This window comes from Arthrobacter pigmenti, assembly GCF_011927905.1.
Classification (GTDB): Bacteria; Actinomycetota; Actinomycetes; order Actinomycetales; family Micrococcaceae; genus Arthrobacter_D; species Arthrobacter_D pigmenti.
This window is the reverse complement of record NZ_JAATJL010000001.1, coordinates 968,318-990,610: the sequence shown is the minus strand read 5'-3', so window position 1 is coordinate 990,610 and position 22,293 is coordinate 968,318. Positions and strand designations below refer to the sequence as shown.

The 22,293-nt window shown below is 64.0% G+C and carries 10 protein-coding genes; all 10 read right to left on the bottom strand.

The window, feature by feature from the left end:
* Positions 1-39 precede the first annotated feature (39 nt).
* Positions 40-4,479: a type VII secretion EssC family protein gene (locus tag BJ994_RS04535; RefSeq protein ID WP_167991929.1), complete on the bottom strand. Its 4,440-nt coding sequence runs from the start codon at positions 4,477-4,479 to the stop codon at positions 40-42.
* An 81-nt stretch (positions 4,480-4,560) separates the two neighbouring features.
* Complete coding sequence (locus BJ994_RS04530; RefSeq protein WP_167991926.1) at positions 4,561-5,268, bottom strand: flagellar basal body rod protein FlgC; 708 nt, start codon at positions 5,266-5,268, stop codon at positions 4,561-4,563.
* An 18-nt stretch (positions 5,269-5,286) separates the two neighbouring features.
* The gene (locus BJ994_RS04525; RefSeq protein WP_167991923.1) at positions 5,287-6,924 is read right to left on the bottom strand and encodes a serine/threonine-protein kinase; all 1,638 of its coding nucleotides are present in this window, start codon (positions 6,922-6,924) and stop codon (positions 5,287-5,289) included.
* Positions 6,921-8,837, bottom strand: coding sequence for a hypothetical protein (locus BJ994_RS04520; protein WP_167991920.1), 1,917 nt, complete (start codon positions 8,835-8,837; stop codon positions 6,921-6,923). Before BJ994_RS04520 ends, BJ994_RS04525 begins: the two co-directional genes overlap by 4 nt.
* Positions 8,834-9,712 (bottom strand): protein phosphatase 2C domain-containing protein, encoded by an 879-nt coding sequence (locus tag BJ994_RS04515; protein ID WP_167991918.1) that lies wholly within the window; start codon positions 9,710-9,712, stop codon positions 8,834-8,836. The genes BJ994_RS04520 and BJ994_RS04515 overlap by 4 nt, the downstream gene beginning before the upstream one ends.
* Positions 9,709-10,944, bottom strand: a complete 1,236-nt coding sequence (locus tag BJ994_RS04510) for an RDD family protein (protein ID WP_167991915.1) — start codon at positions 10,942-10,944, stop codon at positions 9,709-9,711. Before BJ994_RS04510 ends, BJ994_RS04515 begins: the two co-directional genes overlap by 4 nt.
* Positions 10,945-11,126: 182 nt before the next feature.
* On the bottom strand, positions 11,127-13,529 hold the full coding sequence (locus tag BJ994_RS04505; RefSeq protein ID WP_167991912.1) for a transglutaminase-like domain-containing protein: 2,403 nt from the start codon (positions 13,527-13,529) through the stop codon (positions 11,127-11,129).
* Positions 13,526-14,920: a DUF58 domain-containing protein gene (locus BJ994_RS04500; protein WP_167991910.1), complete on the bottom strand. Its 1,395-nt coding sequence runs from the start codon at positions 14,918-14,920 to the stop codon at positions 13,526-13,528. Before BJ994_RS04500 ends, BJ994_RS04505 begins: the two co-directional genes overlap by 4 nt.
* A gap of 13 nt (positions 14,921-14,933) precedes the next feature.
* Positions 14,934-15,905: an AAA family ATPase gene (locus BJ994_RS04495; RefSeq protein WP_167991905.1), complete on the bottom strand. Its 972-nt coding sequence runs from the start codon at positions 15,903-15,905 to the stop codon at positions 14,934-14,936.
* 108 nt (positions 15,906-16,013) lie between these two features.
* Entirely contained in the window at positions 16,014-21,827 is a 5,814-nt protein-coding gene (locus tag BJ994_RS04490; RefSeq protein ID WP_167991902.1) for an Ig-like domain-containing protein, read from the bottom strand.
* Between the last annotated feature and the right edge of the window lie 466 nt (positions 21,828-22,293).

Below are 22,293 nucleotides of genomic sequence, written 5' to 3'. Positions count from 1 at the left end.
CAGATAGCGCTCCCCATGCTGCAGCGGATAGCCGAATTCTCAATCCACGCCGCCCATAGTCGTAGCTACCTGCACTTTGTAGGCCTTCCCCCGGCCAATAACGTACCCGCGTCCCGGAAGGAAGCGGTTGCCCGCCGTCCGGCCCAGAGACGTGTTGAGAAGGGTGTCGCCGTCGAGCTCGTTCGGGTTGAGCAGCAGCCCCCGGCGCCCGGCCTTGAAAGGCCCAGACAGGTTCCATGCGCTCGACCAGGTGGATGTTTCAGCTTCGCCGACCACCCATTGCCCGGCCTTCACGGCAGCCTTCACCAGCGATGAAAGTTCCAGCTCAGCAAGGGAATCGGTGAACTCCGTCAGTCCCTCGATGAAGAACGCCACCGATCCTTCCGGACCATCTGCGAGTCCGGCCAGCCGTGCCAGCTCCGGCTGCACGAGCGCAGCAGTAGCGTACGACTCATCCCAGAGCCCCAGTGAGGCAACAGTGGACCTCCGGGCACCGAAGTAGATCCGCTTGGTACCGGGTGATGACTTCTGCAGCGCCGCAGCAAGCGTCACCAGCGCCACGGTGCGCCCGGATCCCGGCGGACCCGAAACCATAAAGGCGCCAGTCCCAACAACGGCCGCGGGTTCGAGGTTGAAGTCATCCACACCAATTACCGCCGACCCGGGATCTCCTGCGGGCAGGATGTCCAGGTCAATGGATTCGGGCAGACTCAGCACGCCCGGTGCCTGCGGAACACCCTGCCGAAGCATTGCGTCGCGCATCCGCTCGACCTCGCGCGCCTGCAGTTCGAGGTTCGCGTTGCCGCCAAAGACCGCAAGCTGTACTTCGAGACCATCGAGAATTCCACGTCCCGGAGGCGATGAGCTTGATAGCACGTCCCGCGGAACACCGAGCGTGGAGTAATCGTCCCTGCCTGCCATCCGCAGGACAATGCGTCTGCTGATCGAAGAAGCCAACGACGGCGGCAGCGAGTTGGTGCGCTCCCCCGTCACCACCACGTGGACACCCATGGGTCGGCCGTCAGTGGCAATCTGCTGGAACAGCTCGAAGTGGCGGTCACGCCCCTTGAACTCGTAGGTCTCACGGAACGTGGTGATTCCGTCGACCAGCAGCAGGATCCTGGGTTCATCCGGCCGGTCGGCCAGCCGCCGGTAATCGGCGATCGTTCCGGCTTTGACTTCGGCAAAGCGGTCCGAGCGTTCGTTGATGATGCCGCGGATATAGCGCAGGAGGCGTCCGATCCGCTCGGAATCCTCACCGTCCAGGACCGCCCCCACATGCGGTAACTGGCCCAGCATCTGCAACCCGTTCGAGGCACAGTCGATCCCGTACACCTGCACCGGACCACCGCGTACTGTCACCGCCGAACCGATCGCCAGCGTACGCAGCGCCGTCGACTTGCCCGACCCTCCGGAACCCAGGATCGCAAGGTTCCCGTCGACGTCGGGATGGTAGAACACGGTCGGCTGTGCCTGATGCTCCGGGTCATCCACCACTCCGAGAAGCAGCGCCTCGTCCGTCCGCGGGTTGGGCAGCTTCGAGTAGTCGTACGCTTCAGCAAGCTCGGCTAGCCACGGTTTCCGCGGCGGCTTGATCCCAAGTTCCACTGCTGCCTGCGAAACGTTGCCGACGATGCGGGCAATGTCATTCAAGCCGCTGGGCTCGGCGACAACCTCTGCGGCCGCCGACTCCCACTGGTTGCCGGACCCGAAGTCCATTTCGACGACGTCGATCCGCGGCCGTGCAGGTTCCCGCGTGGTCCACCCGCCGGCGTAACCGGTCTGGAAACTCTGGATCCGCCCGGGACCGGTCTTCGCCGCGCCGCGGCCGGGGATTGACGGGCTGAAGAACGCCGCCATCGGAGTCCCGAGGATGTCCTGCGAATCGTCGGTGTCGGCCATGCGCAACGCAATCCGCATGTTCGTGTTGGCGCGCAGATTGTCCTTGATCACGCCCGAGGGTCTCTGCGTTGCGAGGATGAGGTGCAGGCCGAGGGAACGCCCACGCGCGGCGATATCGACGACGCCGTCCACGAACTCCGGTACTTCCCGCGCCAGTGCCGCGAACTCGTCGACAACGATGACGAGCGACGGCGGCGCCTCCGGGTCCGCTTCCCGCTCCATCGCGAGGAGGTCCTTCGCCTTCTTCCGGTTGAACAGGTGTTCCCGGAAGTGCAGTTCGGCGCGCAGGGAGGTCAGCGCCCTCCGCACCAGGTGGGGCGAAAGATCCGTGACCAGTCCCACGGTGTGCGGAAGTTTCACGCAGTCAGCGAAGGCCGCACCGCCCTTGTAGTCGACGAACAGGAAGGTGAGCCGGTCCGGACTGTACGCGGCCGCCATCCCGAGCACCCAGGACTGCAGGAATTCGGATTTGCCCGCACCTGTGGTTCCACCGACCAGCGCGTGCGGTCCCTCGGTCTTCAGGTCCAGGTACATCGGTTCCACGCCCTTGGAGCCCACGAGGGCGCGCAGCGACCCCTGGTGCTTCCGGTTCGGGACCGCTTTGGACGCCACAGAGTTGTTCTCGGTCCAGCGGTCCGCGACCGCCGTCGTGGTCTCCACCAGTTCATGGCCCGCGAGGGTCACATAGGACACCGCGCGCGGCAGGTCGGAGTCATCCTCCACAGGCTTTCCGACGTCGACGACGGGAGTCAGCATCCGTGCCAGCTGGCCGGCCAGCTCCAGGTCGACGCTCTCGCAGCTCACCGGCGTCGTCAGATCACCCAGCCGCACCTGCCCGCTGACGTTGGCGCTGTCCGAATCGACGAACAGGAAATCGCGGCAAGCCGCCGGCAACGCTGCCACGGAACCCGCAATCCACAGGACGTGGACGCCCACGTCGGCCCCCGCCTCAGCGAGCCGGGTCAGCCTTGCACGGTCAACCGTGACGTCATCTTCCACGATCACGAGCACCGACGGCGTGACCGGCACCGGCAGCTTCTGCTCCTTTTCCGGATCAAGCCGCCCGCGTAGCGCGACCGCCGAACGGTTGGCGGACCGCGTGGAGACCAGGTCCTCAAGCCGGGACAGCAGGAGTCCGCCGGCCGCAGGACCGGCAGCGAGATGATCCCCCGGAAGCGGACTGTGGACGGAGCCGGTGTGCGGGAGCCACTGCAACCAGGCCCAGCGCTCCTTGGACTGCACGGAGGTCAGCGATGCCACAGCAAGCTCAGCCGGTGAATGCAGGCCGATCGCCTGGATTACCAGCCCGCGGGCGACGTCGTCCACCACCCCCCGGGCACCGGCCACGCCCAGCGCACCGGAGAGCCGGAGGCTCGCGACGATCGGCACGTCGTCGATGTAGGTGTAGTCCTCCACAGCGTCCCGGATCTCTTCCGAGAACTCAGGAAGGGTATCGGAGCCGGCGGGTTCGTTGATCTCGATCCGTGATGGCGCGCTGCCCGTTCCGAACCGCAGGCTCAGGAAGTGATCGTGCTCCGGACGGTGTGTCCAGAGCAGCGGTCCGAGCTTGTAGATCGCGTCCACCGTGTCCGCCACTGACGGCGCTTCGGCGTGCCGCACCGCACGTTCCACCTTGCGCGTCCGCTCGATATCAGTGCGGAAGAACGCCATCGAGTCCCGGAACTGCTGGACGGCCTCACGGAAGGTTCGCTTCGCGTTCATCCGCTGGTCCAGGTAGGCGGCGGTCAGGATCATCGGCATCATGAACACGAAGATCAGGCTGTAGGGGCTGCGGGTGATAGAGAACATGATTGCGCCCATCAGGACGGGTGCGATCAGCATCAGGTACGGGAAGCGGAACGGGTTCGGCCGGCGCGGACCGGCAGGCACCTGCTTGGGTTTCTCGTCGAAGGCACGCACCACCCGCGGCGAACGGTTGAACTCCACCAGCGGATTGGTCGAGTCGGCCGAGTAGGTTCGGCTCAGCGGCACCACCGCGATGGTCGTATCGCCGAGCGTCACCTCATCGGCTGACGTCAGGAGCGTCCGCGCTACCCGGTTGCCGCCCATCACGAGGCCGTTCGCGGAGTTCGTGTCGATGATCTCGATGCCGTCCGCGACGTTGATCCGGGCATGCCGCTTGGACATCATGGGGTCCGCGAACCGGATGTCGGAGTTGCGGTCGCGGCCCAGGTAGCTTGCACCGGCGGGAAGCGAGAACTCCTTGCCGGCGTCGGGACCCGAGAGCACCCGCAGCGTCGCGACCGCCGGTCCCCGATCCTGGCCTGGCACATTGAACTGCTCGCTGACACGGCTGATCGTCACGGTCGATCCAGGTCGCAGACCCGATTCGAACAGGCTCACCGAAGGATTGAGCGTCCGTCCGCGCATACCCCCTGCAACGTAGGACTCCTCGACGGTCAGCGACAACTCCCCCGGCGGCTCAGCTCCAGCCCTGCCTGGATCGGCAACGTACAGTTCGTGGGCGACGTCACTGACGGTCGCGAGCCCGTCGACGGTTACGGCAAGGTCCTTCGCAGGATCAGGATCGCGCCGAAGGGTCAGGCGCAGCTTCATACGGTTCCGCTTCCGGCCACGCGGCTTCCCCGCCAACCAACGACGACGACGTCACGGGCCTGGGTGCCCGCCACAGACTTCCTAGTCCTCATCTGCCTTGCCCTTCATGGTCTCGAGCAGGGGCAGATCCTCCGGCGTGACGATGTGCGAAGTCACCGCGTGCTCAACAAGGCGCGCCCTGCGGTTGGTCGCCAGCTTTCCACCGCCGCCGCGCAGCCCCACAACCCCGACCCGGTCCAGTTTGTCGCACACATTATCGAGCTTCCGGTTGAACCTGGTCAGCGCCCAGCCCAGCCGTTTGGCCGCGGCCGCCGATGACGGAATGGAACTGAACCCGGTTCCCTCACGGCGCAGCATCGGCTCAGCCAGCGCCACGATCAGCGCCCGCTGTGAGTCGGTGAAGCGGACCGGACCGATCGTGGTGGTGCCCGACCCGTCGTCGACCTGGCGTTCCTGCCGGAAAGCAGGGGTCTTCAGGTGGACATCGAACTCATACGTTGTGGGGCCGGCCGTGAACACCACCCTGGTCTGGCCGAAAACCAGCGGGATCCGGGCACCGGGAGCCACCCACGCCTGCATGCCGCCGGTTGTATCCGCGACGGTAGCGGACAGCATGGTGCCCACGTTGTTCAGCCACCAGATGCCGTTCTGGCGTGCGATCTGCAGAAACTTGCGGTGCAGGTACGGGTTGTCGTCGACCTCGAGGTCGCCTTCCCTGCCGATGTTGAAGGGTTCACCTTCCCTCGGCTCATGCCATTCACCGCAAAAATCTATTGCGAGTTCCCCCACGCGTTTTCCCTTCGGTCCTTATTCCGGCAAGCAGGCACGAACAGGTTCCGACGCCGTACCGTTCGCCCGCACTATTTGTACATCAACGCAGGTCGGACCGTCCGGATTTGCAACCACTTCCGCCTCAGTCTGCACCGTCCGGTCCCATTCACCCTCATCCTGCACGGTCACGGTGCGGAAGCGGTAGACATCCCCCTCCTCCGGGCTGGGGTTGGTCCAGGTGAAGACGACCTCATTTCCTGCCGCCACCCCCGCGATCTCCACAGGCACAGGAACCACGCCCTCGACACCCGCGAGCGCGTCCGCAGGAGCCTGGGTGGGCGGCGCCACGGTCGGTGCGTCCTCCGGCTGGCCGTTCACAATGGCGAGAACCCCGACGACGACGGCGACCAGCAGTACCAGCCCCACCAGGACCCCCACAAGGGGACCGCGCCTGCGGGCAGGGGTGCCGTCGTCGGCTATTCCTGCTTCAGGCTCTGCGGAGGCCGGGCGGTTGACCGTGGTGTCCATCCGGACCGAGTCGCCGAGCGGTTCGCTGCCCCGAAGGACGGTCCGTTCCCGCCAGGCCGCGTCCTCCGCATGTTCGGCAGACTCGGTCCTGGATTGGGTAACCGGCGACGGCGGTGCAACCGGCGGTACGTCCCGCCGCGGGGAGGTTGCCGGCGCGGTGCCGGCCGCCGTCGGGAAGGTGGGTGCGAAGGTCGAGGACTCAGGATCGATCGAGACGACCTTGCGTACCCGGGTCGCCTCGACGTCGTCGTCATCTTCCGCCACGTGCTCCGTGTCGTCCAGGACTTCGAACGGAGTGACCGAGATACCGAGTTCGGTCTGGATGCGCTGCAGGGTCAGCGCGAAGGAGTGCGCCGAGTTGTAACGGGAGGCCGGATTCTTGGCCATGGCGGTGGCGAGGGCGAGCTCGAGGGACTCCGGCACGTCGTCGCGGCCGATCCGCGCCAGCGGCATCGACCCGATCCGGTCCATGAGCTGTCCCTGTGCATTGTCCATCCCCGGGAACACGAAGGGCGATCTGCCTGCGAGCAACGTGTACACCGTGGCGCCGAGGGACCACACGTCCATGCGGATACCGTCGACGCTTCCACCGTGGAAGGCCTCGGGTGGCGACCACGGGATGGACATGCCGAGGTCCTCGTCCTCCGGGCCGTCCGTAGTGCCGGAGATCCCGAAGTCGGTGAGCGCCGGCCTGTTGTAGTCGGTCACGAGGATGTTCGCTGGCTTGATATCGCGGTGGACTATCCCCGCCCGATGTGCGGATTCGACAGCGGAGGCCACCTGGATACCGATCGTCAGCGTCTCCGCGAGGGAGAGCCGTCCGCGGCGGTAGCGGACGTCAAGGCTCGGCCTGGAGCAGTACTCCATCGCGAGGTAGGAATGTCCGTCCTCGGTGACGTTCGCCTCGTAGATCGTGACGATGTACGGGTGGGTGGACAGCTGTGCCATCAGGTTCGCTTCAGACTCGAATGCCCGACGTGCCCCCTCCGTCAGCAGTCCCGAGACGAGCACCTTGACGGCGACCTTGCGGCGTGGCCGATCCTGTTCATAGAGATAGACGTCCGAGAAGCCGCCCGAACCCAGCAGGCTCGCGTACCGGTAGCCCGGGATGTGCGGCGGCGGAGCGGCAGCGCGCCTGGAACTCATCGCAACCCCTCGAATCGTAGGAAGATTTCGTCGCCCAGCTGTGCAACGTCACCATCGAGCAGGAACGCTGTCTCACCCTCGCCCAGCCGGCGCGGCGGATGGCCCGAGCGGATCAGCACCGTGCCGTTGGTCGCTTTGAGATCGCAGAGCAGCACGTGCCAGCCGTCCAGACGGACCTCGACGTGCGAACGTGAAATGTCCCCGCCGGCACTCGTTACCTGCACCAGTTTGGGCATGCCGCGGCCCTGCACCCGTGACACCGACGGCTGCCGTCCGATAATGAGCGACTGGTCCAGCTCGACCACCTCACCCGTGGAAACGCGCATAATCCCGAGGCTGGGCCGGTGCACCTCGCGCGGATCCGTCTCAAGCGCCTGCGAACACACGCCGCAGGCCGAAGCCTCCGGCGGATTGGCATGCCCCTGGGCGCACAGCCGGGCCAGGACCAGCGGGCCGGTGCCCGGGCGGGTCTCCGGCACGTCCGGGGCTTGAGCCTGTGCGGTATTTGTCTGGTCACGCAGGTCGCTGCGCATCACGGTTTGGCCGTCGTGATCAGGATCCTCGCCGGCATTCGACGCGCCGCCGGTGGGCGGCAGTACTTCCCGGGCCGACGGCGGGGCTTCCTGGGCCGGCGGCAGGATCTCCTGGGCCTGCGGGCTCTCCTCCGGTTTGGGACGCGCCCACGGGACCGAATCGATCAGGAGTCCGCTGGCCGGAGCGTTGCCTCCGTGGGGTGATTGGCCTGCTCCGGACTGGTCTGCGTCAGGTTCCCTGGTTCCGGACTCTCCAACACCTGACGACGACGCCGCGCCCTCACCTTGAACCGTCGGCTGGGCAGCGGGTAGTGCGGCAGTCGGAGCGGCCGGACCTGCCGGTGAATCCGCGCCGTCATCAGTCGGTTGAGGTGCGGCGACGGTTCCAGCGTCGGTGGAATTCGAGTCGAGCGTCCCGGGGCCACCGTCAGGATCGTCCTCATCGGATGAGCGCACTGCGGCGTCCTCCACCCTGCGCACAATCGTGCGGTCCCACAGGTGGTCATACCCTGTCGTGGATAGTTCCGAGTCAGCTTCTGCCCCAGTCAAGCCCTCAGACAGACTTCCGGACGGCGCGGACACTGCGCCAGACCCGGTCTGGGTGTCGCTACCGGTACGGTCTCCGGTTTCGAGCTGCTCGTCATCGTGTTGCTCATCATCGTGGGCCGTGAGGTACAGGCTCGGGTTGATCGTGGCGGATTCCTCCGCTTCGAGCGCCCCCGTTCCGGCGGTTTCCGGGTCAGGGTCCGCGGACTCCCAACCGGACGCAGACGGGCGGTCCCCGGATGCTGGTGCGCTCTTTACCCCTCGCGGGGTTGAATCCCGCGAGGGACGGCCGGCCGTCGTCGTCGTCGTGCCTGAATTCTGGCCGGTGCTCCTGCCGGAAGGATGGGAATCAATGCCGGACGAACCGACGCCTTCCTCTACCGGACCACCGGTGATGGCTTGAGCGCGCACAATCCCCGACTCAAGGAACAACACCAGGCCGTCTTCCTCTGACGAGACCTCGGACGAACCGGCGCTCAGCGTGAAACTGTCTGCGCCACCGTCGATGATCCGTTCAGTCCAAGTGGTGACGTGCTCTCCGGAAAGCTCAACCACGCCGTCGGCGCTTTCGGTTCTCAGCCGCAACGGTCCACGCAGGAGAACGTGTTGCCGCCCGGTGTTCGACACCAGACCGAACGGCGGCATGGACGCTAAACCGGCACCGAACCCGCCCGTCACAATCGGCAGAATAGTCTGCAGGTCCGGATCCTCCCCCAGCTGCGTCCACAGCCTGTCCAGCACGTCCTGCCCGGTGGTCGCGGGAAGGAGCACGACGACGCCGCCACGCACCACGCTGAGCCAGTCCCCTCCCGGCGTGTAACGGACAGCGCTCATCGCGGCTCTTTCTCGGTCACGGCGGTGCCGGTCGAGTTGCCGTCGGAGCCCGGGAGGGTGGAATCCTCTGCGTCATGTGCGCCGTTGCTTCGGGGCGCCGTCGTGTGCAGGTCGGCGTCGCCGTCAACGCCGTGCGCATCCACAACCACCACGGTCACGTTGTCCCGCGCACCGCAGCGCAGAGTCTCCTGGACCAGCGCGTCTGCTGCCTGCTGCGGGTCCGTGACCGACCCGAGCAGCGCGTAGATGCGTTCCTCGGGAACCTCTGTGCTGAGGCCGTCCGAGCAGATGAGGATGCGGTCGCCGGCCTCCACCGGCATCAGCCAGTAGTCCGCTTCGGAGTCATCGCCGGTGCCAAGCGCACGGGTGATGACATGCCTGCGGGGGTGCCCCGCAGCCTGTGCGGCGGTTATGTGACCGCGGTCCACCAGTTCCTGCACCTCGGAGTGGTCCACGGAGATCTGGCCGAACCTGCCCTGGCTCAGCCGGTAGGTCCGCGAATCCCCTACATTGAAGAAGAGCCAGTACGGCATGCCCGATTCTTCGACGAGAACGACGCCGGACAGCGTAGTCCCTGCCCTGCCGCCCGTTTCCGCCCGAATCTGCTCATCCGCGGTACGCAGCAGTTCCTCAAGGTCCGCTGCCGAAAACTGCGGTGCGTGCTGGCCGATGATGCTGCTCTCACCGAGCGTCCGCACGCAGATTCCCGACGCCACTTCGCCGGCTTCATGGCCGCCCATGCCGTCCGCCACCGCAAAAATGGGTTCGGCCGCTATCAGCGAATCTTCGTTGAGTTCGCGTTTGAGGCCGCGGTCCGACGCATACCCGACGTTCAGTTTAATGTCCCAGTCCTTTACCTGATTCAGTTCGTTCACGACTTTTCCACCCGAAAGCTGCGATCGCCGAAATGCACCGTTGAATCCGGTTCCGCCAGATACGGCTCGCCGCCGCGTAACGGTATCCGAGCCCCAGCCTTAGCCGTGATGGCGCTGCCGTTGGTGGAATTGCGGTCCGTTACCCACAACCTGCCGTCGTCGACGCGCAGGTGCAGGTGGGTCTTCGATACTGACCTGCCCTCATCTTTCACGGAGATGAGCTCAACGCAGTCAGTTCCCGCAGGGTTCCGCCCGATCAGCGCGGTTGAGCGCAGCAGGACGTCGCGGCCGTCGTCGAGCTGGATGCGTATCCCACGCTCGCCTGACCGCCGGGTCACCACTGTCTCTTCCGATTCCTGGTCCGGATGCGTGGGTTCGTTCTCCGGTAGCGGAGCGGTTCTGCCGGTGGGTATCTTCTCGGGCAAAAGCGCTGCTGCAGGCGGGGCCGCCTCTGGCGGGGTTGCTGCAGGCGGAGCCGGCGCGGCTGTCGGGTCTGCAGGTGCAGGCGGCGCAAAGGAAACCGAGGCCGGTTCACTCGCACGGCTGGGCTGGGCTCGTTGCCCGTGCTCGACCCGCTGCAGCGATTCGGAAGACGCGAAGGCAGACGTTTCCTGCGGTGAGCTCGTGGGTGCTTCCTCGGGCCCCGTCGTCCCGTGGCCGGTGACCGGCGAGGGAATGGCTCGCACAGCCGGCGGCGCAGGCTGTGGGGCGAACGAGGCCGGCCCACCTATTCCTCCGGTGACCAGCGGGTTGCGCCCGGCACGGACATCGAAGACCAGGGTGCGCGCCGCTTTGTCGTACCAACCCTGACGCTGCTCCGGGGAATCGAACAGGTTGGACACCATCATGAGCACAAACCCGATGACCGGAACGATCCCCGACAACCCGATGATCAGGTTACGCAGGAACACAGCAAGCCAACCGGGTGCGAAGCCCTCCTCGTTGGTGGTGCGCAGACCCAGCATCAGGTTCCCGAGTGTCTTCCCGGTTTTCGCTTCCCACCCCCACAAGAAAATCCAGTAACCGAGTGCAACCACACTGCCGATTCCGGAGACAACGTAGAACATCCCCAGGTCGAGCACCGCGGTGTCCGCCGAGATCTGCTCATAGCCGATGAGTGGAAGGGCGAGCACGACGGCGATCCCGCTGATGAGCGCAGCAGGAATTCCGTCCAGCAACTTTGCTCCAAGCCGCTTTCCCGCGGAACCGTTCTTCAGGTTGAGCTGAGCCATCGTCCGCTGCTCTCCTCTCTCGCCATTCGCCGGAGCGCGTCCGTGCGCCCGCACACCGCCCGGTGGATCAACTGTACGGACGTTGCCGGTCCGATTGGGAATAGCAGCGCCGCATCTGACGCAGTACGCCGTCCCGGCAGCAACCTGGGACGCGCAGCGCGGACACTCGAACTCAGCACTGTTCATCGGTTCCGCCGTCGTCCGTTCGCCGGTTTCGGCTTCGGGCCGCTGCCCATCTTCGAGCGCGCTTCACGAATGAGCGAACGCGGTGAGAACCTGGCGCGCTGGCGGCGGAACCAGCCCACAGACCCGCGCATGTCATCCAGCGATGATTCCACTGCCCCCCAGTACTCCCCAACCTCACGTTCGGTGGGCTCTCCGGAGGCGAAGATGCTCGCGTCAGCGCGTTCAGCCAGCAGCGTTGTGGATCCGGCGCTACCCGGGAAGACTTCACCGAGGTCACGCGCGCTTTCGCGTCGGGTTGCGCGGGAGTTCGTTTCGGCGCCGAGGTCGGTAGCCAGGCTCATGACCTCACTCCACCCGCCCCCGACACGCTGGGAGGGCGCGCCGTCGTTCGCGCGACGCTTACGACGACGCAGCTTGAGCAGCGCAATCAGCAGCAGCGGCAACAGCAGTACACCCAGTGGAATCAGTGCCAGCGCGATAGCACGGATCAAGGGCCCCCAGTCGTCCCAGAAGTCCTCGGTACGGTCCTCTGCATCCTGTGGTTCCGGTGCCGAATCCGGCGGCAGCTCAGCCGGCTCCTGCGGCGGCGGGGGCGGCTGCAACACCTGGGGCTTTGGCGAGGATCGCGGCTGCTGCTGCGGCGGAACCGGCTCATTATCTTCGGGCGGCGTGGGGTCGAAGGGCACCCAACCAGCGTTGTCGAAGGCAATTTCCACCCAGGCGTGCACGTCTTCACCCGTCAGGGCGATTGGCGCGGATGGATCTTCGATTTCGTCCCAGTCCGGATAAAAGCCCATGACCACGCGTGCGGGAATGTTGAGCTTGCGTGCCATCAGGGCCATTGCCACGGCGTACTGCTCGTCGTCGCCGACCATCTGTTCGGCGTCGAGCAGGTTGAGCATCCGGGCCGCGCCATGGCCGGGAAGCGACGGCGCCTCCCCGTCCTTGCCGTTGCTGAAGAAGCCCTGGGAATTCAAGACCTGCTCAAGGCGTCGGGCGCGCTCGATCGGGTCCGACACCTCCCCCACGTACTCACTGGCCTTCGAAGCGATCACTGGCGGCTCGTTCTGTACCCGCGGCAGGCTGAGGTCCGCGAAGCCGTACTGCGTGAGGATCTCATCGGGCGGCACATCAGGGAACAGCACGTTGACACTGTAGGTGTCTCCGGACTGCACTCCAATCGTTGACAGTGCAGTACGCGCGTCGTTGTTGTAATAGAGGGAGCGGTTCAGTTCGTCGGCCCTTGGTCCCTGAAGATCCATACCGATCAGTTCGCCGCCCGAGGGGAGCCAGACGCCGTTGTATGCCTCGATGGTGATATCGAGCGTCGCCACAGTGCCCTCTTCCTCGGCGATGTCCGTGTTGCCGAGCTGCTGCGCATCACCCACGCGGGCGAAGTTGCCGGCGGCCTGCGGATTCACGTTGTAGACCACGCCGTCATAGGCATCCATGGCAGCCAGTCTTATCCGCTCACCCTTCGGAAGGCCATCGACCGTCAGGAGCGTCTCTTCGGACTGGTCCTTGACGTACTTGCGGAAGCTGGTCAGCGGACTGGGGTAATCAAACAGGTCCACCGGCGGTTCCACGACATCGCGGAGCACATCACGGTTGCTGCCTCCTGCAAGGACCGGGCTGATCACGAGGGTCAGGATGGTAGCGAGTGCCAGGACCGCCCCACCGAGGCCCAGCCGGCGCAGCCTTCCCGAACGGAGGACGGTTGAGGCTGCGGAGTCCGATTCCTGGCCGGATACATGCGCTGAGAGAGCATTGGTGTCATCGGTGCGGGCGATATCCCGCCGGTAAGCGAGCCAGGCAGCAGCAGCGACAACCAGCAGGATCCCGCGAACTTCGGGGAGGGACGCACGGTTGGTACCGAACGCGATACTCGCGACAAAGAGACCGATGACCGGCAACAGCACCCAGTACGGCGTTCGCACCCGCCAGGCCAGCACGCCGGCCACTGCCGCAGCAATCAGCGCGGCAAGGAACGGAACCACCAGCATCCCCCGGCTCACACCCACCGGATCTGCAACGGTCAGGATGTCCTTCCAGGAGAAGACGACGCCGACAATCAGCACCCGGAGCGACTCAAGGGTAGGCAGGAAACCCAGGAATGATTCGGCCGGTGCGGCAAGGGCGTGTCCAAGGATCAGGTAGGCAGCCAGCAGCACCCCTGCTGTCGGCCAAAATCCCCAACGGAAGCGGGCGCTAAACCACGCAGTGCCGAGTCCGACCGCAAGCCCGCCGAACCCTGCGGCGAGGTAGCGCAGGTCGCCTCCGAAGGTAGGCCCGAAGCCAAGCACGCCGAGGCCGAGGAGAACCGTCAGGGCACCCACATCAATGAGGGCCTGAATCCGCCCGGGCAAGGGACGGGCGGTGCGTCCTGCGCGCCGGCTCATGCCGCGGCCTTTCTCAGGATCATCGCCAGGTCGGTCAAGTTATTCAGCGTGAGCACGGTCAGGTCACCGATGGTTGCCCGGCCCTGTTCCTGGTCGGCCACGCAACGAATCGCGATGCAGCGGATGCCCGGCGGTACGGAGGCCGCTGCCGAACGCAGCTGTGAGGGCGTCACCTGCGGCCCCACGACGAAGAACACGACAGAGGCGTTCGGGACGGTGTCCGCCGTCGTCCTCGCCAGGTCGACAGCGGTTGCCCGCCGGTTGCGGCCTTCGATGCGGGTCATGTCGTCCAGCAGATTCCGCCCGGTTTCGGAGCGGAGCGGGCCATCCTGGGTGAGTACGCTGAGGTTGCGCTGTTCCCGAATAGCCTGCAGCCCGATCGAACCGGCCACCGAAACCCCAAGTTCAAACTCGAGGTCCGAGGAGTACTCCTGCGTGTTGGTCGAGAGGGCAACGGCGAGGTGCGAGCGGCGGGTCTCCTCGAACTGGCGGACCATGAGCTGCCCGGTGCGCGCCGTCGTTTTCCAGTGGATGTGGCGGCGGTCATCACCCGGGACGTAGTCACGCAGAGCATGGAAGGAGACGTCGGCGCTGGAGAGTTCCTTGGTGGGAAGGCCTTCCAGGTCCTTGATGAATCCCGCTGCGGAGCCGACCAGCGGCGTGGTGCGCGGATGCACATAGAGGTCCGTCGGTTCGGTCCAGAAAACCTGCCGTCGCAGCAGGCTCAGCGGGTCTGCACGCACAGAACGGACCGGTCCAACCACAATGACGGCGCGCCGCTGGGTGGGAATGGTGAAGAGGTCTTCGTGCAGTTGGCCCGGCTTCAGCCTCGGCAGGTGGAAAATTGCTGTTGCAGCTCCGACCGGCAGTTCTAGTGAGGCGGGGAGCAGCGGCTTGTTTGAACTGTTCGAGACTGAAACGCTTCCAACGGCGCGGTCCCCCACGGCAACCCGTGTGCGCGTCAGGTCGAGTTCGACGGCGTAGGCCGAACGCCCGATGATGAAACCGACAGCCAGGACAAAGAGGATGGTGCCAAGGAGTGCTGCGATCAGCGCTTCCCGCCACTCGAAGATGCTGCCGAACAGCCAGAGCGAGACCACCGTCGCCATCATGGTCCACCCAAGCGGACTGACTACGCCGAGTGCCGGTCCACAGTAGCGGCTGAGAGTTGCCACGGCTCGACGTGCGGTGGGCGCCACAACGGCTTCGGCGAGCTGCCACGCTTCGCGGCTCAGCGACCGCGGGTGCAACCTGGACGACGACGGCGCCCTGCGCGGTGCAGCCTTCCCGCCCCTTCGTGAGCTGGATGAGTCCTTCGGAGGGCGCGCTGGATCAGCGGCGCGCCGTCGTCGGGACGAACGCTTCTCTGCAGTGTCGGAACTCGTAACCATCTATTTGTCTGGGTCAGGCGGTCGCCCGCTGCTGCGGGGCTGAGACGTCGGCCAGGACGCGGCGTAGAACCGCCTCAGCGGTGGCACCGGCGAATTCCGCTTCGGGATCCATGACGAACCTGTGAGTCCAGACGTACGGTGCGAGTTCCTTCACATCGTCCGGCAGAACGTAATGCCTGCCCTGGCCGGCTGCCCAGACCTTGGCTGTGCGCACCATTGCAAGCGCGCCGCGCACGCTCACACCGAGCCTGGTTTCAGGTGCCGAGCGGGTCTCTTCGGTGAGACGGGAGATGTATTCGAGCACCGCCGGGTCAACATGGGTTTCAGCCCCGAGGTCAGCCATGTCCTTGATCGCCTGCGTAGTGATGATCGGACTCAGCGCAGCGGACCTGTCACGCGTCGCGGAGCCCCCAAGCAGCTGCACCGTGGATGCGTGGTCCGGGTAGCCAATCTCGGTCTTGATGAGGAACCTGTCCAGCTGCGCTTCGGGCAGCCGGTAGGTGCCGGCCTGCTCGATGGGGTTTTGGGTGGCGATGACCATGAACGGACGCTCGTTGGTGTAGCTGACGCCGTCGACTGTCACGCGCGACTCTTCCATGACTTCCAGCAGCGCCGACTGCGTCTTCGGGGAGGCACGGTTGATCTCATCCGCGAGCACGATGTTCGCGAAAATCGGCCCCTTGTGGAACTCGAATTCCTGGGTCTTCTGGTCATAGATCGTGATGCCGGTGACATCGGATGGGAGGAGGTCCGGCGTGAACTGGATCCTGGAATGGGTTCCCTGCACGGTGGCTGCAAGGGACCGGGCCAGCATGGTCTTTCCGGTTCCCGGCGCATCCTCGAGCAGCACGTGCCCCTCGGCAAGCATGCTGGTCAGAACCAGGCGGACCACCTGAGACTTACCGAGGACAGCCTGGCCGACATTGCCGACAAGCTTGTCGAAGGTACCGGCAAACCACGCGGCCTGCTCAGCTGTCATTGTCATGATGGTTCCTTTGTTGTCGATGTCCGGTTATCACTGAGGGAGTACGGCGTTGGGCCGTGTCCAAGAATAGCTAGCATTTGGGAGCTCCAGGTCGGCCCAGTGAACGCGCTACCCGCATCGCGGCATTCCTTCAGGAGGGTTGGTACCACGGGTGGCGTGAATTCCCTTCAGGAACAAACCGTTGTTGTTGGCATCCCTGTTTGGCCCCGACTGCTGCCGATACCAGGTGCCGCTCGATCGCGTAATGAAGCAGTTCGATTGCATGGTCTCACCTTCATAGAGCCAATGGCTCCCGATGCAGCCACTGCCGGTCCAGTTCGTTCCCCCCTGTGGGTCCATGCAGCTACGTGAATTCTGATTCAGTTGTCCTCCACCGGTGATGGGCCAAGGGCCGGGATCCGGTGGCGGTGGTGGTGGCGGTGCCTCTCCGCTCTTCGCCGCTGCCTCGGCCACCGGCCCTGCTTGGTCCCGGGAGTTAAGTGACCTCACCTTGATCCGTACGGTCTCGTTGTAGCCATTCGTCCTGACGGTACGGTTCCCGGAGTTGCGGACGTTTTCCCAGCCACCACCGTTGATCTTGATCTGGATCTGCTTGACGTCATGGGCTGCCGGGTTCGGTGCGTTCCAACTCACCGTTACCTTCTTCTCCTCCTTGGCCCCGTCACGTGCATCAGCTTTCGCCGATCCTGGTGCGCCGTAGGGGTTCACCCGGTTGGATCCGGCGGGCGGACTGGAGTAGTTGGCGCCGTCGCTGTTAACGACAGCCGTGACGGTGGCTGTGACGGCCGTGCCATTCTTGAAGCCGCCGACCTCTTGACCGGATCGAATACCCATTTGGCGTCCGTCGCTGAAGGTTGCCTGGTAGCTGACTTCGGAGGCTCGTGCACCGTTGCGCTGGGCGGGAGTAAGTTCATTGAAGTTGATGACGACATGCCGTCCCTCGGCACCGGTTCGCGTCTCCTTAAGCGATACGCCGGTCGGTGCGGCGGGGGCTCCGACTGCTCGTCGTGGTGCGGATTGCGCCCCGTACTCGGTCCAGCCGGCTTTGTTATAGGCCCGCACGGAGTAGCTGTAATCGGCTTCAGCGTTCGGGACAACGATGGTCTGTTCAGAGGCCTGGACTTCGGGCAGGGTACGGATGAGGTTCCCGCCCTGGAATTCCTGGACCTGGTACTTCGTCACGGGTGCACCGTTCGGGTTTACATCCGCCCAATCGATGACCAGCTGGCTCTCATTACCCAGCGACTGGGCCCGTGTAGTGGTCGGCGCCGGAGGTGTCCCGGGCAACCCGGCAGGAGTTTCCGCAGCGGAGTAATCACTGAACTCCGACGGTTCCGGGGCAGCGTTACGAGCCTGCACCCGGACCTTGTAGGCGGTACCGTTTTCCAGGCCTTCCCACGTCAGCGGGCTCCCGGACGCGCTGCGCTGCACCGCACCATTGGGTGGTGCCGGGGAAATCTGCAGGTCATACCCCTCGATCGGGGACCCTTCATTGGCCGGTGGAACCCAGTTCACCGTCAATGCTCCGTCTCCGAATACCAGGGTCGGCGGTGCAGGCTGCGCAGGTTGGGTATCCGGGCGTGCCACAGCGGATTCCGGGGACGGATCGGAGGTGCCGATAGCGTTCGTGGCGGTGACCGTGAACACGTATTCCACGTTGTTCGTCAACCCGGTCAGCGTGCACGTGGTCGCCTGGCATTCCTGGGTAAAACCGTTATTACTCGTGACCGTGTATCCGGTGATCGGGGACCCGTTATCGGCCGGTGGATCCCAGGACAACACGACGGACTTATTCCGGGTGCTCTCCACCACCGGGGTCGAGGGAACACCGGGTTCGCCCTTCACGGTCAACACGATCTGCCCGGTAGCGAGCCGTGAAAGCTCGCCTGTTTTATCCTGCACCGTGTACTCCACCGTCATGGTGCCCACAAAAGACTCACCCGGGGTCACCACCACCGAGTCGCCCTGCTGGGACACACTGCCGTTACCGTCAGCGATCACATCGATAATCTGCAGCGGCTCCTCAGGGAACGGATTCACATCATTGCTGAGCACATCCACCGTCACCGGTTCTCCCTGGACCGCTTCCGGAACCTCGTCGTCATTGGCGACCGGCAACGGCCGGGACGAGGCAAGGACCGTCAACGCGACACTGCTGGTAGCGGTTTCCTCACCATCACTCACGGAAATACCCACCGTGCCCGCGGTCCCGACCTGCGTACCGTCCTGCGCCGCAACACTGAGCACGGAACCTTCGAAAGACACATCGAAGCCCGCCGGCACGTCCCCGGTCAACGAAAACTCAAGCACGTCATCCGGGTTCGGATCCGCTGCCAACCCGGCCAGATCCAGGGTCACCGCCGGCTCCGCGATAGCAACCTCCAACGACCCGGACTCAAGCGTGGGCGGGAAATTACGGTCCTCGTTCGGGATCACGTTTATCAGGACCGTCAGCGTCGAACTCAACCCTTGCGGATCATCCGGTCCCGTACCGTCAGTGACTTCGAACGTGATCGAACCCTTACCCGCGTAATCAATATCCGCCGCGTAGCGCAGGTTGCTGGGGTCAACCACCCACTCATTGACGTTGCTGGTCCCGATCGCTGAAACCTTGTCCTCGACCGTCAGCCGTGGGCTCCGACCCTCCCGGACCTCAACAAGCTCACTCAGATCAAGGGCCAGTTCCTCCCCCGCCGTCACATCTATCGGAGCATCACTGATCAACGTCGGATACTGCTCGCTCAACCCCGGCACCCAAATCACCGCCGTCGCTAAACCACCATCAATGTCCTCGACCGTATACGGGACAATCTGGGCGTCCTCAGTCAGTTCCACCCGGACCACGTTCTCGGCACCGACACTGGCACCGACATAAGCCGGATCAACCGTGACATCCAGATCCTCGGAAACCCCATCCGGGTCCTCATCATTCTTCAACACCGGAACATCAACAGCAGTCTGGCCCCGCGTCTCTTCCCGCTCCACCCGGTCATCACGGGCAATCGGCAACAACAACGGAGCGTTCTGATCCACCGTGACACTGATGTTCCCATTCGCCGTCCCACCGCGGCCGTCCTGGATGCCATAACGGACACTGAAGTCACCCTCGGCCTCCGGTGCACGGAACACCACCCTGCCCTCAACAACCTCCGGGCCCATCTCCTCGGGAGACGCGCTCACAGCCTCGGGATCCAACGAGATCGGATCCCCGTCCGGGTCAGAATCATTGCGTAACGCATCAACAGCGATCGCACGCCCCGGCCGCAAAATCACCCCATCATTGACCGGCACCGGTAACTGGTTAGCCTCCGCCGCAGGAGCGATCCCCACCTGCACGGTTCCCGTGTTTTCCAAACCCAACCGGTCCCGCACCGTATACGTAAACGTATCCGTCCCAGCACCCGTAGCCGAGGCCGTGAAATCAATATAGTTCGGCCCCGGCACCGCAGCACCCATCCCAGGTGCAACATCGATCCCAGCCAGGAACGACGAGTCACCATCGGCATCAATGCCATCCAACGGGACCGGAATCCGCACGGTGGATCCCGCGATCACCCGGGCATCAAGGTTCTTCGGCACCGGCGGAGTGTTCGGCGCATCCAACGGCCGGATGTTAATCCGCACCTCCGCCGAGTCCGTCTGCCCCGTGCTATCCATCACCTCGTAAATGGCGTACACGGTCTTCGCAGTATTCCCGGCCACGAACCGCAACGTGTTCTCCGACGCGAAGATCCGCCCATCAGCAAGATCAATCCCCTGCGCCAGCACCGGGCTCAACGTCAGCTCATCCCCATTCGGGTGCGTGTCATTCTCCAAAACCGGGATATTCACCACATCCCCGGCACGCACCGTCACCTCATCCGCGTTCGCCTGCGGCGGCAAAAGCGTCTGGGGGCCCTCCACCGACAACACACTCACCTCACCGGTAGCAGTCGCCGTACCATTGGAAACCGTATAAGTGATGGTCGTCTGCTGGTTCAGGCCGCGGACGTCATGGATGCGAAGAACATTGTGATCAAGCACAGCCACCTCAAGAGGTGAGTCCGCGGGGACATCCACGGACTGAACCACCAGCACGCCACCAGTCGGATCGCTGTCATTCCCAAGCACATCCACCAGCACGTCACCATTTCGAGGCAACAACGCCACATCACGGACAGCGATCGGAGCACCCTCAGCACCCTCAGCCTTCGCATCCACCCGGATCAGACCACTGGCACTCTGCGGCCCATTCGTCACCAAATACTCGACGTAATACGTCCCCGCCGCCTCCGGAGTGAAAGCAACCGTCCCCGTGTCGTAATTCGGGGTCAGCGCTGCCTCACCGCCGGTAGCCTCCGCCTTGGCCAGACTCAACTGCCCACCGGCAGGATCCAGATCATTCTGCAACGGAGTCAACTGCGACTCCTGCCCCACCGTCGCCGTGAAATGATCGAAATTCACCACCGGCGCCAGCGTTCCAGACGCCCGAACATCAAAACTGATCACACCGGAAACCTCATCGCGGCCATCAGAGACCACAATGTTCACTTCCTTCACGCCCTGGCCCTTGCCGACATCCCGGAACGTCAACAACCCATCCGAACGGGTCCGCACCTGATCGCCGTCGGGCGTGGGCTCCGCGCTGACCAGGAACAAATCATCACCATCAGGGTCCATCCAACTGGACAGAATGTTCTGACTGACCGACTTCCCCTCTTCCACCAAAATCTTCGTCGGCCGCAAAGGCGTCGGCGGCTCATTAGACTCCGCACCCCGCACATCAACACTCACCTCAGCCGAATCGCTACCACCCCGACCATCAGCAACCTCATACGAGAAAGTATGGTTCCCCACCGGCGCATCCGCCGGCACCACAACCTGCAACCCCGCACCGTTATAAATCGGCTGCACACTCCCCGCAGCAGGCTGCTCACCGGTCAACGTCGCGGTAAGCAAATCACCATCCGGGTCAGTGTCATTAGTCAACACATTCAAAATCGTGGTCCGCCCCGCACGCGCACCATAGGAATCATCCTCAGCCACCGGCGGACGGTTCTCACCACTACGATCCGGCAGCGTATTCACCGGATTCTCACTGGCCGATTCCTCATCCTCCTCATCGGAGTCCTGCTTCGGCGGAATAATGTCACCCCAGTTATCCACCAACTGCATGTTCTGCAACACCAACCACACATCACCGGCATTGACATCATTGAGCACAACCACACTCCGGTTCACCCGGAAAACCAGCTCCGACTCCGCCCCCAACTCCGGAATCTCCTCACGACGATCACCAGCATCATCAACACAATCCCGCACATACACCGCCGCCCCAGCCCACGCCGCATGCACACAACCATCCAACTGCACCGGAGCCGCAGGAACCCCATTACCCTCCAACGCAGTAACCACGGGTTCACCACCACCAAGAGACTGCTTGATCAACGACGTCGGCGTCGCCACCACCACAAAATCCGCAACCGGCCCACTCTGCTGAAGCTTGCCATCTTGTCCGTCCGGGAGAACAACAACCTCACCACCAGGCAAAACAAGCTGCCCCGACTCACCATCGAACACCACAACCTGATCACCCACCGCCGCGACCTGCACATCACCGAAACTCTTCAGCGCCTCCGACTCCACAACCTCAAGCTCTTCATACGTACCGTCCACGGCGACCACATACGTCGAAACGGTCCCCGCACCAGGATCAGCAACAAACACCCGATCATTCGACGACACCGCCGCGACCACACCCGCCGCACCGGTCACCACCGGCTCGACCTCCTGATCACTGAACGCACCAAGATTCTGCGTCGTCGTAATCCAAACAGACCCACCAGCCCGATCCGTCACTACCGCAGTGCTCCCACCCATCGCGACCACAGCAGAACCCGGCAACTGAACCTCAGTACCACGCACCACATTCGCAACATCCACCGGACTGACCTTCGACTGATCAGAATTAACATTAAAAACAGTGGCCGCATCCTGAAGAACGTCAAAACCATCACTATTCGCCGCATACCCGCCATCAAGCAGACGCGACTGATAATTCAAATGACCCACCATCCCCGTATTACGGTTAGTCACCCACACACCACCATCGTTCAGATCCACCTCAGCCGTCGCGAACCCCGGATACAACAACGCACCACTGACCACAGCCACAACCACCGCCGAAACGGTAGAAACAGAAACTGCTCGCTTATGCCTGGCACCGAACCGACGAAAACCGTTCAAAAGCTTCACAAAATTCCCCGACAAAGACACTGGATGGACCGGCCCCCACACACGGAGGCGAAAAGGCCAATACTTGACCGATTAAAGTGTTACACGACCACGCAACCCAAAAAGCCCCCACCCATGGGCAGTTGTGCCCATGAAAGCTCCGACACAGTCTGTT

What these genes read in the sequence shown, in the direction of transcription:
- BJ994_RS04535 (WP_167991929.1), bottom strand. Translation starts at nt 4,479, where the DNA reads ATGAAGCTGCGCCTGACCCTTCGGCGCGATCCTGATCCTGCGAAGGAC.
- BJ994_RS04525 (WP_167991923.1), bottom strand. Translation starts at nt 6,924, where the DNA reads ATGAGTTCCAGGCGCGCTGCCGCTCCGCCGCCGCACATCCCGGGCTAC.
- BJ994_RS04520 (WP_167991920.1), bottom strand. Translation starts at nt 8,837, where the DNA reads ATGAGCGCTGTCCGTTACACGCCGGGAGGGGACTGGCTCAGCGTGGTG.
- BJ994_RS04510 (WP_167991915.1), bottom strand. Translation starts at nt 10,944, where the DNA reads ATGGCTCAGCTCAACCTGAAGAACGGTTCCGCGGGAAAGCGGCTTGGA.
- BJ994_RS04505 (WP_167991912.1), bottom strand. Translation starts at nt 13,529, where the DNA reads ATGAGCCGGCGCGCAGGACGCACCGCCCGTCCCTTGCCCGGGCGGATT.
- BJ994_RS04500 (WP_167991910.1), bottom strand. Translation starts at nt 14,920, where the DNA reads ATGGTTACGAGTTCCGACACTGCAGAGAAGCGTTCGTCCCGACGACGG.
- BJ994_RS04495 (WP_167991905.1), bottom strand. Translation starts at nt 15,905, where the DNA reads ATGACAATGACAGCTGAGCAGGCCGCGTGGTTTGCCGGTACCTTCGAC.